Annotated in this window: 14 protein-coding genes; 3 read left to right on the top strand and 11 right to left on the bottom strand. The window is 35.6% G+C overall.

The window, feature by feature from the left end:
• Positions 1–26: 26 nt before the first annotated feature.
• From P2Q73_RS03895 to P2Q73_RS03880, 4 genes are all read right to left on the bottom strand, one after another.
• A complete protein-coding gene (locus tag P2Q73_RS03895; RefSeq protein WP_275784111.1) occupies positions 27–296 on the bottom strand; it encodes an HPr family phosphocarrier protein in 270 nt (89 codons plus the stop codon).
• A 3-nt stretch (positions 297–299) separates the two neighbouring features.
• Entirely contained in the window at positions 300–1,460 is a 1,161-nt protein-coding gene (gene nagA / locus P2Q73_RS03890) for an N-acetylglucosamine-6-phosphate deacetylase (protein WP_275784108.1), read from the bottom strand.
• A 110-nt stretch (positions 1,461–1,570) separates the two neighbouring features.
• A complete protein-coding gene (nagE, locus tag P2Q73_RS03885; RefSeq protein ID WP_275784105.1) occupies positions 1,571–3,013 on the bottom strand; it encodes an N-acetylglucosamine-specific PTS transporter subunit IIBC in 1,443 nt (480 codons plus the stop codon).
• 117 nt (positions 3,014–3,130) lie between these two features.
• Complete coding sequence (locus tag P2Q73_RS03880; protein ID WP_275784102.1) at positions 3,131–3,610, bottom strand: PTS sugar transporter subunit IIA; 480 nt, start codon at positions 3,608–3,610, stop codon at positions 3,131–3,133.
• A gap of 465 nt (positions 3,611–4,075) precedes the next feature.
• On the opposite strand from P2Q73_RS03880, the gene P2Q73_RS03875 reads away from it, so the two are divergent.
• The gene (locus P2Q73_RS03875) at positions 4,076–4,822 is read left to right on the top strand and encodes a hypothetical protein (RefSeq protein WP_275784099.1); all 747 of its coding nucleotides are present in this window, start codon (positions 4,076–4,078) and stop codon (positions 4,820–4,822) included.
• 65 nt (positions 4,823–4,887) lie between these two features.
• On the opposite strand, the gene P2Q73_RS03870 is transcribed toward P2Q73_RS03875, so the two are convergent.
• From P2Q73_RS03870 to P2Q73_RS03860, 3 genes are all read right to left on the bottom strand, one after another.
• Positions 4,888–7,116, bottom strand: a complete 2,229-nt coding sequence (locus tag P2Q73_RS03870; protein ID WP_275784096.1) for an S-layer homology domain-containing protein — start codon at positions 7,114–7,116, stop codon at positions 4,888–4,890.
• A 295-nt stretch (positions 7,117–7,411) separates the two neighbouring features.
• Positions 7,412–8,881, bottom strand: coding sequence for a protein adenylyltransferase SelO (locus tag P2Q73_RS03865; protein ID WP_275784093.1), 1,470 nt, complete (start codon positions 8,879–8,881; stop codon positions 7,412–7,414).
• A gap of 142 nt (positions 8,882–9,023) precedes the next feature.
• Complete coding sequence (locus tag P2Q73_RS03860; protein ID WP_275784090.1) at positions 9,024–9,527, bottom strand: HXXEE domain-containing protein; 504 nt, start codon at positions 9,525–9,527, stop codon at positions 9,024–9,026.
• A gap of 117 nt (positions 9,528–9,644) precedes the next feature.
• Between P2Q73_RS03860 and P2Q73_RS03855 the strand changes: the two genes are divergently transcribed.
• Entirely contained in the window at positions 9,645–10,412 is a 768-nt protein-coding gene (locus P2Q73_RS03855; RefSeq protein WP_275784087.1) for a protein kinase domain-containing protein, read from the top strand.
• 380 nt (positions 10,413–10,792) lie between these two features.
• Positions 10,793–12,133 carry a M28 family peptidase gene (locus P2Q73_RS03850; protein WP_275784085.1) on the top strand — a complete coding sequence of 447 codons (1,341 nt, stop codon included), beginning with the start codon at positions 10,793–10,795 and terminating at the stop codon, positions 12,131–12,133.
• Positions 12,134–12,247: 114 nt separating this feature from the next.
• Here the strand turns inward: P2Q73_RS03850 and P2Q73_RS03845 are convergent, their stop codons facing one another.
• The 4 genes from P2Q73_RS03845 to P2Q73_RS03830 form a co-directional block, all read right to left on the bottom strand.
• Positions 12,248–12,769 carry an SRPBCC family protein gene (locus P2Q73_RS03845; protein ID WP_275784083.1) on the bottom strand — a complete coding sequence of 174 codons (522 nt, stop codon included), beginning with the start codon at positions 12,767–12,769 and terminating at the stop codon, positions 12,248–12,250.
• 234 nt (positions 12,770–13,003) lie between these two features.
• Positions 13,004–13,345: an antibiotic biosynthesis monooxygenase family protein gene (locus P2Q73_RS03840; protein ID WP_275784080.1), complete on the bottom strand. Its 342-nt coding sequence runs from the start codon at positions 13,343–13,345 to the stop codon at positions 13,004–13,006.
• Between the two features lie 256 nt (positions 13,346–13,601).
• Positions 13,602–13,877: a DUF1292 domain-containing protein gene (locus P2Q73_RS03835; protein WP_275784078.1), complete on the bottom strand. Its 276-nt coding sequence runs from the start codon at positions 13,875–13,877 to the stop codon at positions 13,602–13,604.
• 332 nt (positions 13,878–14,209) lie between these two features.
• Entirely contained in the window at positions 14,210–14,476 is a 267-nt protein-coding gene (locus P2Q73_RS03830) for a DUF1292 domain-containing protein (RefSeq protein WP_275784247.1), read from the bottom strand.
• Positions 14,477–14,660 lie beyond the last annotated feature (184 nt).

Here is a 14,660-nt window from a genome sequence, read left to right as displayed (position 1 = left end):
TGTCACAAAGACAGATCTCTCTTACTTTAAGCTTCCTCTCCAAGCCCTTTCGAGATAATAACCTCTGTCACCTTACTTAACAGTTCCTCAGCATCTTCTCCTTCGGCTGAAATAGTGATAACTGATCCGGTAGTAATAGATTGAGCCATTACACCCATAATGGATTTTAAGTTTACCGATTTTCCATTATACGTAAGTTGTACCTCCGAATTAAAAGGTGTAACCGCTGAAACTAATAACGTGGAAGGTCTTGCGTGTAGACCTTCAGAAGTTGTAATCTTAAAGATTTTTTCCATTTATCAAGTCTCCTTTTCGAATACGATTTGACCTCTGCAAATTGTTATTTGAACATGTAAGTCCTTGTTAAGCAATACTAAGTCTGCATCTAAACCTTCCGCAATACATCCCTTATTGGGAAGCTTTAATTGTTTCGCAGCATTTGTGGAAGACATGGAGACTAACTCCATAAAAGAACAATTAGTTACCTGTCGGAAATGACGAATTGCTTGATCCATCGTCAGCATACTCCCAGCTAATGCTCCGTTCGAAAGATGCGCTCCCTTCTCTGTTACACTTACCATTTGTCCTCCTAAATCATAGCTTCCATTAGGTAGCCCTTTTGCTCTCATAGCATCTGTGATCAGAATTATTCCAGAAGCTCCCTTTAATCTATATGCCAACTTAACTGCATTCGGATGACAATGAATAAAATCTATAATAAGCTCCGTTTTTATTTCATCCAAAATTAATGCACTTCCTACCACTCCAGGTTCACGGTGGTGAAATGGGCGCATTTGATTATATAAGTGGGTTGCTTGTTTTACACCTAGCTTTACAGCCATTTCTACTTCTTCGGATGAAGCATCGGAATGTCCTATGGAAACAATGATCCCCTGACTACTAGCTGTCTCTACAAATTTAAGACCCCCTGTTACTTCTGGAGCAATAGTAATTTGCTTGATACGGTTATTACTTAGATGCTGCCAACGATCAAACTGCTCCAGAGTAGGTTCTATTATATACTCAAGCGGTTGTGCCCCAGCTCGTTTAGGAGAAATATATGGGCCTTCCACATGTATTCCTAGAACTTCCGCTTCATCGGTCTTACTAACAAAACTTGCGATATTCTTTAGTGCAGTCTCTATGGCATTAGTTGTTTGTGTCATCGTAGTAGGTAAAAAACTTGTGGTCCCTTCTTTAACTAAAGAACGTGCCATCCCTCTTAGCGCTTCCTCTGTTGCGTCCATCGTATCAAAACCAGCGGAACCGTGAATATGCATATCTATAAAACCCGGGAATACAATCCAATCATTAGAAGCTCCGTTTATATGAATATCTGCTTCGTTCGATAACTGTGTTCCTATTTTTTCAATCTTTCCATCTTTAAGAAATAAGTCCGCAACTACTTCTTTATCATGATTTACGATTGTTACGTTGGAAATGAGTATAGTTTTTGGCATGATTCACTTCTCCTTGGTATTAATATGTATACCAATTATAATAAATGTTTAGTAGAAAAAAAGCTGTTTATGAAAGGAACCATCTCCTTAAACAGCTTTTTCTACTATTTCTAATTCCTAATTTTTTCGATTTCGTCCGCCACAAATTGCACACTAGTTCCTACAATTACTTGAATACTCGTTGGTCCGACAACGTTGATACCAGGAACGCCAGTATCTTTTATTTTCTTTTGATCTACCAGAGCCATATCTAATACCTCTACACGTAAACGAGTAGCGCAATAGTCTACAGAAGTGACGTTTGCATCCCCACCTAACCCATCGTAAATAATAGATGCTAAGATGGAGAATTTACTACTAGATGAGTTGTCAACAACTTCCTCGATTTCTTCCTCATCCTCTTCTCTACCTGGTGTTTTCAAGTCAAATTTCACGATTAAGAATCGGAATAAGAAGTAGTAAATAACAGCAAAAACTAAACCTTGAACAACTAACATTAAAGGTAAATTTGCAATTGGTATTCGAAGACTTAAGAAAAAGTCTATGAACCCTGCACTAAAAGTGAATCCTGCTGTCCACTGGAAGGATGCAGCAATGAACAATGATAGACCAGTTAACGCAGCATGCACTACATATAAAGCTGGAGCTAAAAACATAAATACAAACTCAATTGGCTCTGTAACCCCTGTAAAAAAAGACGCAAAGCCCGCTGCAAGCATTAGGGAAGCCACTTGTTTTTTTCTTTTCGTCTTCGCTGTATGATACATCGCCAGTGCAGCTGCTGGTAATCCAAACATCATTATTGGGAAGAACCCAGCCTGGTACATCCCTGTGACACCTTTAACACCTGAACTATCCCAGAACTTTCCGATATCGTTTATACCAATTGTATCGAACCAAAATACTGCATTTAATGCATGATGCAAGCCAGTTGGTATTAACAGACGATTGAAGAATCCATATATACCTGCACCTGCTGCACCTAGGCTGCTAATTGACTCACCAAACGAAACTAACCAGCCATATACGATTGGCCATATAAAGAATAATGCTACGGAAACAACTAACATCGCTACCGCAGATACAATCGGAACAAGCCGTTTTCCACTAAAGAATGCTAAAAAATCAGGTAGCTTTACATGACTGAAGCGATTAAACATTGCAGCTGCAATAAGTCCAGAAATGATACCAACAAAAGCATTATCAATCTTCGCGAAAGCTGCATTTACATTAGCAGCATCTATACCTTGTAACAAAGCAACCGAATTAGTGGATAACATAGTCGTTACAACTAGAAAGGCAACTAAACCACTTATTGCAGCAGAGCCGTCTCTTTCTTTGGCCATTCCAAATGCAACACCTACCGCAAATAGGATTGGAATATGGTCAAGAATAGAAGCTCCTGCTTTAATTAGAAATGCAGCTAATACATTTCCAGAACCCCAACCTGTAGGGTCAATCCAATAACCAATACCCATCAAAATTGCAGCTGCCGGTAAAACAGCTACTGGTAGCATTAAAGAGCGTCCGAGCTTTTGAAGATATTTAATCATAATATGCCCATCCTCTTTTCTTATTTATAAGATAATTAAGATATAAAAAAAATAATATGATTGCAGTCTACAGAATAAAGTCTCCTAATCTATTAAAATTACACCTCCTTTTTCGCTTTATTTTGAAAATACTGTCATCAATAATGTTTCACCCACAATACCTTCTTTTGAATCTTCGAATCGTATAACTCTTTCTACACTATTTGTAATAACTATTGGTGTGACTATTTTTTTATTTTGAGCACGAAGCAAATCCCAATCAACTTCAACTAATGGTTGCCCGACAGAAATGGATTCACCCAATGAAACTAAAACCGTAAAGCCACTTCCACCTAGTGAAACCGTTTCCAATCCAATATGAATCAAAATCTCCGTTCCATTTTTTGAACGAAGGCCGATTGCATGTTTGGTATCAGATAGAAGAATGACTGTACCTTCTATTGGAGAGTGAACCTTGCCTCCAATTGGTATAATAGCAAGCCCTTCTCCCATCATCTTTTGACTAAAGACGGGGTCTGGAACTTCTTCGATTGGAATTATTTCACCGTTTAGCGGGGCATAAATTAGTAGTTTCGATTTAAAAAATTTGGACAGCATTTGCATTGGCTCCTTTGTTATGAAGACTCAAAAAAATTGTATTCCTAATATATATTGTCCAAACTTCAAAGGCAGAACATAAAAAGCATAGGGCAAACGAAAAGAATAAAAAATTCTTTTCAATTTTCCACCATGCCAGAACGAGCATTGGGTATATTCTATTATTCCAATCATATTGGCTTAGCCAATACACATAAAAGGCTGAAAGTTACGTATGGTGAACAATATGGACTAGTTATAGGTAGTAATGGGGTACAGTGATTCGAATAGTAACTCCGAAATAATATTTTACTATTAAAACCTACTAACTCTTTAAAAGTTAGTAGGTTTTTTATCTATTAACATATCTTTACTATATAGACTTGTTGTTTATCTATCTTTCGATGTTTGAATTACCATTAATTCCCGTGACAAAAGCAGAAATAACTATCGTACAATTAGGTGAAACGAGATAGGAGGATATAAGTGGATAGTTTATTTTTAGTAATATCGATAGTTAGTCTGTTTGCAATTTTTATTTTCGGAATAATTTCATTCGTTTCGTTTATTAAGAAAAACGGGACAAAAGGTAAAAAAATGCTTATATTTAGTGGTATTTCTGTATTAGTTATGATTATTTCATTTTTTGCTTTTGGATTAACTACCGATACGACGACAACAGCCGAAACGGAAAGTGCAAAAGAGGTTGAACCAGTTAAGAAAGAAACTGCTGAAGAGAAAGCAACTCGTGAAGCAAAAGAAGCAGCAGAAAAAGCGGCTGCAGATGAAAAAGCAAAACAAGAAGCAGAGGCAAAAGCTAAAGCAGAAGCGGAACAGTTAGCAAAAGAGGAAGCGGAAGAAAAAGCAAGACAAGAACAACTCGCAAAAGAAGCTGCAGAAAAGAAAGCAAATGCCCAAACAATTGAATACGCTCAATTGAAAAAGAATCCAGACCGTTATAGCGATGAATACGTGAAATATACGGGCGAAATCGTACAAATATTAGAAGGCGACGGTATGACGAATATTCGATTATCTGTAACAAAAGAGTCATATGGTTATAGTTTTAATGACATTGTATTTATCGAATACGTAGGATATACAGATTTCGTTGATAATGATATTGTCACGATTTATGGAACAGTATATGGAGAATATACATATGAATCACAAGCAGGATATAATATTTCTCTTCCAGGGATTATAGCAGATGAAGTACTACCAGCTGAGTAAACTAATTTTATACACCAAAACAAAACCCTCTCCCGTCTTTGTACGGGGGAGGGTTTTGTTTTGGTTTAGTAACGCATGCCATTTCCTTTTTCAGCTATTTCGTGAGCTAGAAGAATGGTTGAAACAGCCAACTCTGCGTAAGTCACTTCTTGAGCAGGATTGAATTGATTTTTTTCAACTTTAAATAATCCCATGGAGTTTGCTAAAGCTACATATCCTATATACTCTTTTTGCACCTTACTTGCATCTGCAAAGTCTAGTTTATAGATGTTACTATGTTTAGCTGCTTGATCTAAACCTAGCACTCTAATATACCACGCTGCTAGTTCTTCTCTTTTGATAGGTGCATCTACATCAAAGTTCTTGCCAGATGGTTGAATTACTCCCATACTTACCGCACGTTCTACTGCTGAATATAATGGATGTTTAGGATCAATATTATCAAAAGTTTGTTTCATATTTTCGGTATTTTGATTGTACATACCATCATAAAAATAAGTGATGGAATTTAATAATACTTTTAGAGCTTCCCCTTTTGAAATTGAAGCATCCCCGTTAAAGCTTTTAGCATCCTTAACTTCCAGGACTTTTGCGCTAATGAGGTAATTTAACTCCTCTTCTGCCCACGGATGGGAAATAACAACAGGACTTTTCCCATTTTCTATGCTTTTCCATTCACCTGTAGTAGCATCTAAATAGCTATACATGTCTTCATTAAATACTGGAACATATACGATGTCATAGTGATTTTTCTCTTTATCGTTACCTTGTTTTAGATAATTTAATTTTAAGTTTAGAGCGTTATTTAATTTAGTTAAAGCATCTTTTTCAGAGATGACTTTATCGACTGCTGGCCATTTTTCTATTTCTGAATAATTGATATATAAATTGCTTAAAGAACCATCACCTGCAATACTAATTTGAATTTGATCTCCAATGACAAGAATGCCATTTACAACTCTTGGGAATGAGAAATTATATGATTCTGACATTTCATCATAATAAGCTTCTTCTATTGGCATTGCATAATTGTGTAGATAAGAAGGTATCATATCTTTTGCATATTTAACTGCTTGAGCGAGAGCATCTTTTTGAGTTAGCTTGTTCTCAACAGGTTTTTCTCCAAATTGTCGTGAGATGTCTCGATCAATATTGTAGTACTGTATGATTTCGCCAGTATCTTTATTAATTACTAAACCAGCTCCGTGACCGCCATTCCGATATTCGTACATATAGTCAACACTAATCACTGACTGACCATTACCATTATAATTTTCAACTTCATTTATTGATTGTATCGTTACTTTTATGTCGTCTGATTTAGATTTAATAAATTTTTCTGCAATTTTTTTAGCTTCTTCTAGAGTGACCCCATTATGTTTAGGTGGAAGCGGAGTAGATGAAATCTTCTCAACTTTAGTTTTAGCCGGAAACTCTTCCGAGAAATCGTTAGCAGTCATCCATTTTCCTGTTAACGCATGAACTCCCCGTACTTTAGTTGATGGTTGATATACTAGCTTCACATTACGGTCACCATTTCTATAATCGTAATCAATTTGATATTGCAGATTAATCGATAAATTTTCCTTATATTTTTTTAGCAGCTCTTCTTTATCTAATATTTGTTTCATATCATCAAAAGTAGCTGGTTTTTGAGTATTTGTCTTATAAAATTGCACCACTTCTCCATTACCTAAAACAGTCACTTCAATCCTTTGATCCGAGATAGATACTTTATCCTTGATGCGAGTAAAAGTAAAATTATAGCGAATAGGCTCTGTTAATATTTGCTGAGGATAATAGTTATACGGGTTTTTTTCTAATTGATACTCTCCAACACCATCAAACTTTTTCAAATATTCGTCTGCAATTTTTCTTGCTTCCTCTTCAGATACTTTAGCAGGAAACAGTGCCTCTTTTTCATTGGTTGGTTGGAAGTAAAAGTTCTCTAATTCTAATTTTTCTCCCACAAATCCAACGCTTCCATGCATATATTTTCCATTAACCTCTTTGGAAAAAGATAAGTTATAACGGACTTCCTTATCTGTAGCATAATAATATCCACTACCCATGTGAAAATCATTATTGGATAAAAAATCATACTTCTTAGGGAATAGTTCTTTAAATCTCTTGATTAAATCGTCTTTTGAAAAAACTTTTTCTGTTTCCGCAACTTGAATTTGAATTTGTGGTTGCTCATTTGCTGTAGTTGAAGCGCTTGCAATGGATGAAAACATTCCTAACGTTAAAGCTGATGAAGTTAATACAATTCCAAATTTCTTTAATTTAGCCAAAATAATCCTCCTAAAATTGTAATAGTTAAAGTGTACACTAAATTCTGTAAATTGTGAACAATATTATTCCATTTGGAAATTGTAAACAATTCTATAGAGTCTATGTTTAGTTTAGGAGGAAAATGCCTTATAATATTAAATCAGGATTAAAATTAGTTATTTTTACATTACTAATAAGACTTTATAAGCAGGCAAAAAGTTTCTTTCTAAATATTGTCCTTACTTATATAAAAATAAAAAAGATAGGATAGCATTGTATTTGCTATCCCTATCTTTTTTAGGTTGATGATATTTCTTATGTTCCACAAAACGTACGATAAGAACTGTTTTCTTGGTCAGGCAGTTTAGTGAATTCATCTTGTTCAGGAGTATGGGCGTATGGTCTTGATAAAGCGTTTAGTAGCCGCTCCATCACACTGTAGTCACCTTGTGCCACAGCTGCATCCAGAGCCTCTTCTACCCGATGGTTTCTTGGAATTACAGCAGGATTACTGTTTCGCATCAAGTCATGAGAGGATTCTTTCGATTCCTGCTGTCTACTTAACCTTTCCTGCCACTTCTTTTTCCACTGAGTAAATTCAGGTGCTCCAAATAATTTAGTATCCTCATTCGTATCGAAAGTTAATGCACGAAAAGTATTGGTAAAATCTGCACCATTCTTTTGCATCATACGGAGAAGTTCATCCACGAGTGCCTCATCTTCTTTTTCCTCATTGTATATCCCCAACTTAACTCTCATCCCTGATAGCCAATTAGTGAAATACAATTTAGGAAAATCTTCAATCGCATTCTGGGCTAGTTTAATTGCTTCCTCTTCATCTTCATGGAGTATCGGTAATAGGCTTTCAGCAAATCGTGCTAAATTCCATCCAGCAATATTCGGTTGATTGCCATAAGCATAGCGGCCATTAACATCTATAGAGCTAAAAACAGTTGATGGATCATAGGCATCCATAAACGCGCAAGGACCATAATCAATAGTTTCTCCACTAATGGCCATATTGTCTGTATTCATGACTCCGTGAATAAAGCCAACCAGTTGCCATTTTGCAATTAGCGACGCCTGACGTTTAATCACTTCCTGAAGAAGGAAAATATAACGATTAGGGGAAGTTTCCCCTCCTGGATAATGTCGTTCAATTGTATAATCAGCCAGGTCTCGAAGATCTTCAAAAGTTCCCCATTTCGCTGCGAATTGAAAAGTACCAACACGCAGATGACTTGCAGCCACGCGGGTCATAATTGCACCAGGTAGATTAGTTTCACGAATGATTGATTCACCGGTCGTTACCACCGCTAAACTCCGTGTAGTAGGTATACCAAGCGCATGCATGGATTCGCTAATAATGTATTCTCTTAGCATTGGCCCTAGTGCCGCACGTCCATCTCCCCCACGAGAATAAGGAGTTCTACCAGAACCTTTCAGTTGAACATCAAATCGCTCACTTTGAGATGTAATTTGTTCTCCAAGCAAAATAGCTCGGCCATCTCCTAACATGTTAAAATGTCCGAATTGGTGCCCGGCATAAGCCTGAGCAAGAGGGAAAGCACCTTCTGGATTTCGGTTTCCAGCAAGTTGTGCAACACCTTCTTCACTTTTCAGAGAATCTATATCTAACCCCAAGGATTTAGCCAACGAATCATTAAGAATGGACAATTTCGGTGAGCTCACAGGGTTAAGGGAGAGGCTAGTAAAAAATATGTTTGGCAGACGGGCATAACTGTTATCAAAGTTCCATCCTATTAGTTCTTCTCGGTTTGTCATCTTATCTCCTTTGCTTCTTCTGTCATTAAGTCTATGTTTTATCAATTTTCATATGCTCACAATACTTCTATTTTAGTGTCCTCTGCTGCTACTTTATTATACCCTTCCGACACCAATAAAAGTTTTGACTTGTGTATTTCCACTATCCGTTTCCTACTATTTTTACAATGAATTTTGCAAACATTATTGATCCCATTGCAAATGGAGTTTGTAAAATAAAACCTAGTGCCAAATAAATTAATATTTGCTTACATGTTATTAAATTTACTAAGAGAAGCTTTTTAATACTAAACAAACAAAAAGGGACTAAAATAAAAATAGAAGTAATGACACCAGGTACATATTTTTGAAAGAAAATACTTTGCAAAATATGCCCAATACCATTAGCTAAAAAAATACCAGCTACTAAGATCGAGAAGTATTGTATAGGTCCTATCCCTATAAAGTCTTTATTCGTTGCTGCAAACATACAACCAATAAAAACAATCAACCATAATATACTAAAAGCCAAAATGAATTCTACTGTTGTAACTTTAAAAGGGAGAACCATCGAAAAATATTCAACAGTTAAAATTTCTTCAAGGTCATGAATAAAAAATACAATTGGAAACAACCATATTAACCATCTAATTTTTAATAGTTCCATCATACACCCCATTATTCTTTCGAACAAATAGCTATACTTCTCTATAATTGACTGTATATTTATTATATCAATAAGGTCATATTTAAGAGATAACTATAAGCAAGTGAGGTGAGAAACATGTCCATTTTACGTTATATTCGAAAAGCCTATCAATTTTTTGTAGATATACCATTGAAAGCAGGTACAGTCTTAAACCAACAATATGAGGTTTTAAATGTTATTGGAACAGGAAGCTACGGCATTCTTTATCGGTGTAAAGACTTAAAAACGAACGATTACAAAGTAGTGAAACAGCTAAGACTAAGTAAGCAACGTTCTAAAAAAGAAATAAAACTATTTGAAAATGAAATCTCCATTTTACAAAAGTTAAACCATGACAACATGCCTAAATTTTTTGAGGCTTTTACACATAACGAGCTACTATTTTATGTTATGAACTATATAGAAGGAGACAATTTAGAGGACTTGATTTTTTATAAAAAGGTTACTTTTAATGAAGAACAGTCTTTAAATTTGCTAGCGGACCTCCTTGTTTTAGTTGATGATTTACATAATAAGAACGTCTATCACGGAGACTTGCGTATTCCGAACATTATGATGAATAACAACCATTTATTTTTAATCGACTTTGGACTGTCTGAGCAGAATCCCTCCAGTGGTGAGATGAAAGAACAGGACTACTTTGATTTAGGTGAGATACTCTTATATTTACTTTACACAACCTATCCTACAAGAAATAAAAAAGCTCTTCCTTGGACAGAAGAACTTTCTTTAAAAAATGAAACAATTTATTTACTTAAAAGACTTTTACAAATAAAAGAACCTTATACAACTACTAAAGACATCTTGAAGGATCTACAAGCTGCCCTTCTCGCCAATAAATAGTGAAAGATTAACTACTGCTTCGGCCCTTGCGTTTGTAGTAGTTACTTCCACTCATTGGATTTCTTCTATAATTACTGCTACTGCTTCCACGCTTATAATAACTTTTTCTTCGATCGCTGCTACTACCTCGACGATAATGACCATGTCTACGCTCGCTACTACCTTGAGAAAGTTGTTTGATTTGCTTTAATATTTTTTTAAACATATTACCCTCTTTTCATGTTTTTATTGTTTTCAGTCTAGCACAGTGGATTGAGAAACCTAAATAATTTGCCCTTTGAATTTCTTGTAACACTTCTTTTAATAAATTATATGAAATGAAACAAGTAAATAGCTCATTTTTGCTCATCCTAAATCAATAACGATATAGGAGGCGTAAAATGCGAATATCTATCAATAAAATCATTCTGACAATTATCCTTGGTATTGCTACAGTAGTCCCAATTGTAGCGTTTAGTCCACACTTTGCTTCCACTGAATTCGAAAAAATGAATGCACTTGAGACACAAGTTTTATGGGGTATCGATGCTGATAATATTTACAACAATATTAAGGTTTTATCAAAAACTCCTCGTGTTGCTGGTACTGCTCAAGAGAATAAGGCAGTTGCATATATAAAAAAACAGTTTGAATCATATGGTTACGAATCTGAAGTTCAATCTTTCCATTTTAATAGCTATACACCACCCCAGACTCTAACTTTATCTATAAAGGGTTACTCCCAACGTTTACAGCCTATTGCATTTGAATATTCAGTGAATGGTGATATATCAGGTGAAATTGTGGCAGCTGGACTTGGAAAAATGGAAGATATAAATAAACTAGACTTAAAAGGAAAAATTGCACTCATCCAACGTGGAGAAATTACCTTTGCTGACAAAATATCAAACGCCACTGCCAAAGGTGCAATAGGTGTCATCATTTACAACCAAGAGTCAGATACGATTAATGCAAGTTTAGGGGACACAACTAAGACAAGCGTTCCAGCTGTTTTTTTAACAAAAGAAGAAGGGGACGACTTAATAAGTCATCTGAAAAAAAATCCTGGGTCTATCGGGCAACTTAACATAAAAGGAGCAAGTTTCAATCAAAATACTTCTCATAATGTCATCGCTATAAAAAAACCAGTGAAATTAAACAACTCAACGAATAATATCATTGTGATCGGTGCACATCACGATTCCGTTGCAGGAGCTCCTGGTGCAAATGATGATGCTTCTGGTACTGCGATGACATTGGAACTCGCTCGTGTATTAAGAAATATTTCTTCCGATACAGAGATTCGTTTTGTCACGTTTGGTGCTGAAGAGTTAGGTTTACTAGGTTCTTCTCACTACGTAGAAAGTTTGTCGGAAGATGAAAAAAATCGAATCGTTGCAAATTTTAACCTAGATATGGTAGGAAGTAAAAATGCAGGTAATTTAATTCTTCAAACGATAGACGGTAAACCTAATCTTGTTACAGACCTTTCCCAGGAGGCTAGTGAAAAGTTAAATGGAGAACCAACTCCATTTAACCAAGGAGAACGAAGTGATCATGTGTCATTTGCTGAAGCTGGTATTCCTGCAGCACTCTTTATCCATCATCCAACAGAGGAGTGGTATCATACACCACAGGATACAATAGATAAAATAAGCAAAAGTAAGTTACAAGATGTGGCTGAAATAGTTGGTTTGGCTATACTAAATCAGATTGTTTCTGAAAACCAAAGTTCAAAATAATCAATATCTCTGAAAGATAAAAATTTTAGTTTAAGCATCAAGAAAGGGTCATACTTAACCTCTAGTATGACCCTTCTTTTTATTTTATTAAAACCTTCCTAAAAGATCTCTTTATTAAATATTTTTTAGAAGGTCATCAAGTCGTTCGTATTGCGAAGAGGTTCCTTGGACTACCCCCATGTCTAGTACTTGCTGAAGATTTTCTAAGGTAGCGAATTCAGACCGAGTAATGAGTTTTGTCTTATCTCCATCTTCAGTAAAAATCATTGTAACTAGTAGTTCAGGCATGCCAGCAATCGCATTTCCTTTATCATCTGCAAACATGTCTGTGTAAACAATTTTTTCAGGAGCAACTATCTCATGATAGATAGCCATCCCCCAAGATTCTTGTCCATAAAAGTCTCCTTGATTTTCATCTTCGCATGTCATGCAATAATGCCATACTCCTTCTGGCTTAAACTCAAATTGGCGATTTATTGTCTTCCATCCCTTTGGTCCCCACCAGCTCTCCAATCGTTCTGAATCTGAAAATGCTTCAAACACAAGAGAACGCGGTGCGTTAAAAATTCTCTCCATGACAAGAACTTTTCCTTCCGTGAACGTCGTTAAGTCGTTTGTTGATTTATTCTCTGACATTTTAATCCCTCCATCTTTTTCGTAGATTTTTGCAGTGGTAATGTTGTTGGAATAATGAATTCCATCCGACCCTTCCATATTAAAGCGCTGAATACCGCCTTGGTCTTATACTAATTTCTATAGTTGCAACAGAAAATCCTTTTGGTCCCCAAAATAATCTTTTGAATTATTTATTCATAATAAAAAGCATTACTTCTATTGAAATAATGCCCTTCTATAATTATTGATTTTAATCTAATTATTATCCTCGTCAACTTCAAAAGTGTATGCTTTTTCTACTTTAGAAATCCTTACTGAGAAGTTTTTATACCATTCAGATTTACCTTTTTCTTGCGCCACTTTATGCGCAGAATTGTCTTTCCAGCTTTTTATTGCTTCTAAAGAGTCCCAGTAGGAAATGGTTATTCCCAATTCATGATCACGAGCACTCTCTATTCCTAAAAAGCCTTTCTGCTGTGATGCCAATTCTTCCATTTTTTCTGCCATTCTTCCATAGCCCTTATCAACATTTGTACGCTGCGATGTAAAAATCGCTGCATAATAAGGAGGTTGGGGAAGCTTTGCTATTCCACTCATCTTTGGACACTCCCAACATTTCTTGAAATTATAAGTATGATGGTACATTAATAATCTCTATTTAGATACATAAAAATAAAACAGAGGAGAAAAAATTCTCCTCTAAGGTTATATTGGCAGGGGCAGGCAGCCTAGTGATTTTTTCTACTACTCGAAAGATTGGATGTTCTTCTCGGAAACGGGTTGCCGCTTTCAAAAAAAAAATTGAATTCAAAAAAGAAGAGCTAATTTTGCTCTTCCTCTTGGTTTTGATTTTTTATTTATTGCTAGCTTCAGCAAATGCAGCAGATACTTTTTCGAATTCCTCGTCAACCTCAATAAAAGTCAATTCTCCCTCGTCTTCTATACGGAAAAAGAAAACATCAATGTCATCTTCCGTTTCTGCTTGAATATCTTCTACAAAGCCGACTGCAGCGTATTCAACTTCCTCAACAGTCAACAGACCTAGCACTTCCATATCTTGCTCCTGATCATTTTCATCTAGCACCGTAAAGATATTACCTACTTCAATTTTCCCTTGATTTTCTTCCATTCTAAAAACCTCCTTCAACTATTTTTTTCAAATTAATCTTTCGATTACAACTAATTATCCGTTAAAAACGAATTATTAGCAAAAAGAAAATCTATTTAGTTTTCTCATGAATAAATTTTATACTAGCGCCTGTTTTTAATCTTCTATTAGCTCTTCCGTGCCGTCTTGACCATAAGAGATGCGAAAGATAGCAGGATTTACATGTTCTTCTTGAGCTTGTCCTCATTAGGTCGGGGACCAATATAAAAATCTCAATTGATCCCCATTGAAATACCTTTTTAAAAACTGTCATTCTGTTTATGACGAACAGAGTTCAAACCCATTAGTACCGTTTATTCTAAACCTTCTCTTGCTTCAATAAAGGCAGTAGATACTTTTTCAAATTCCTCGTCATTATCGATAACACACAATTCATCCTCTTCAATTCTCAAAAGGTATACTTTTAAGTCTTCTTCGGAATCCTCTTGGTTATCTTCCGCAATTCGGACAGCAGCGTATTCTGTATTATCGACAGTCATTAGATCCAGCACCTCGATCTCTTGCTCTCGATTATTTTCATCCATCACTGTAAGAATTTCCCCAACTTCAATATTATCTATTCTCTCTTCTATTTCTTTCAGCTCCTTACATTATTTAAGACTTCGATAATCGTCCTACCCTTTCGATTACCGCTTTACTCATTGTTAATGTATTCTGCATGATAGAAATTTTCTCCATCATGAACAAATAACAGTGTATCTGCATATCCAACAAGTCTGTTCACTAGTTCTTCGTCGATGCTGT

The organism is Bacillus sp. Cr_A10 (genome assembly GCF_029222665.1).
Classification (GTDB): domain Bacteria; phylum Bacillota; class Bacilli; order Bacillales_A; family Planococcaceae; genus Psychrobacillus.
The sequence above is the reverse complement of the archived record's forward strand: the minus strand, read 5'-3'. Positions and strand labels throughout refer to the sequence as shown.

Coding starts and splice junctions, on each gene's coding strand:
- P2Q73_RS03895 (WP_275784111.1), bottom strand. CDS start 296: ATGGAAAAAATCTTTAAGATTACAACTTCTGAAGGTCTACACGCAAGA.
- nagA (WP_275784108.1), bottom strand. CDS start 1,460: ATGCCAAAAACTATACTCATTTCCAACGTAACAATCGTAAATCATGAT.
- nagE (WP_275784105.1), bottom strand. CDS start 3,013: ATGATTAAATATCTTCAAAAGCTCGGACGCTCTTTAATGCTACCAGTA.
- P2Q73_RS03880 (WP_275784102.1), bottom strand. CDS start 3,610: ATGCTGTCCAAATTTTTTAAATCGAAACTACTAATTTATGCCCCGCTA.
- P2Q73_RS03865 (WP_275784093.1), bottom strand. CDS start 8,881: ATGACAAACCGAGAAGAACTAATAGGATGGAACTTTGATAACAGTTAT.
- P2Q73_RS03860 (WP_275784090.1), bottom strand. CDS start 9,527: ATGGAACTATTAAAAATTAGATGGTTAATATGGTTGTTTCCAATTGTA.
- P2Q73_RS03855 (WP_275784087.1), top strand. CDS start 9,645: ATGTCCATTTTACGTTATATTCGAAAAGCCTATCAATTTTTTGTAGAT.
- P2Q73_RS03850 (WP_275784085.1), top strand. CDS start 10,793: ATGCGAATATCTATCAATAAAATCATTCTGACAATTATCCTTGGTATT.
- P2Q73_RS03845 (WP_275784083.1), bottom strand. CDS start 12,769: ATGTCAGAGAATAAATCAACAAACGACTTAACGACGTTCACGGAAGGA.
- P2Q73_RS03840 (WP_275784080.1), bottom strand. CDS start 13,345: ATGAGTGGAATAGCAAAGCTTCCCCAACCTCCTTATTATGCAGCGATT.
- P2Q73_RS03835 (WP_275784078.1), bottom strand. CDS start 13,877: ATGGAAGAAAATCAAGGGAAAATTGAAGTAGGTAATATCTTTACGGTG.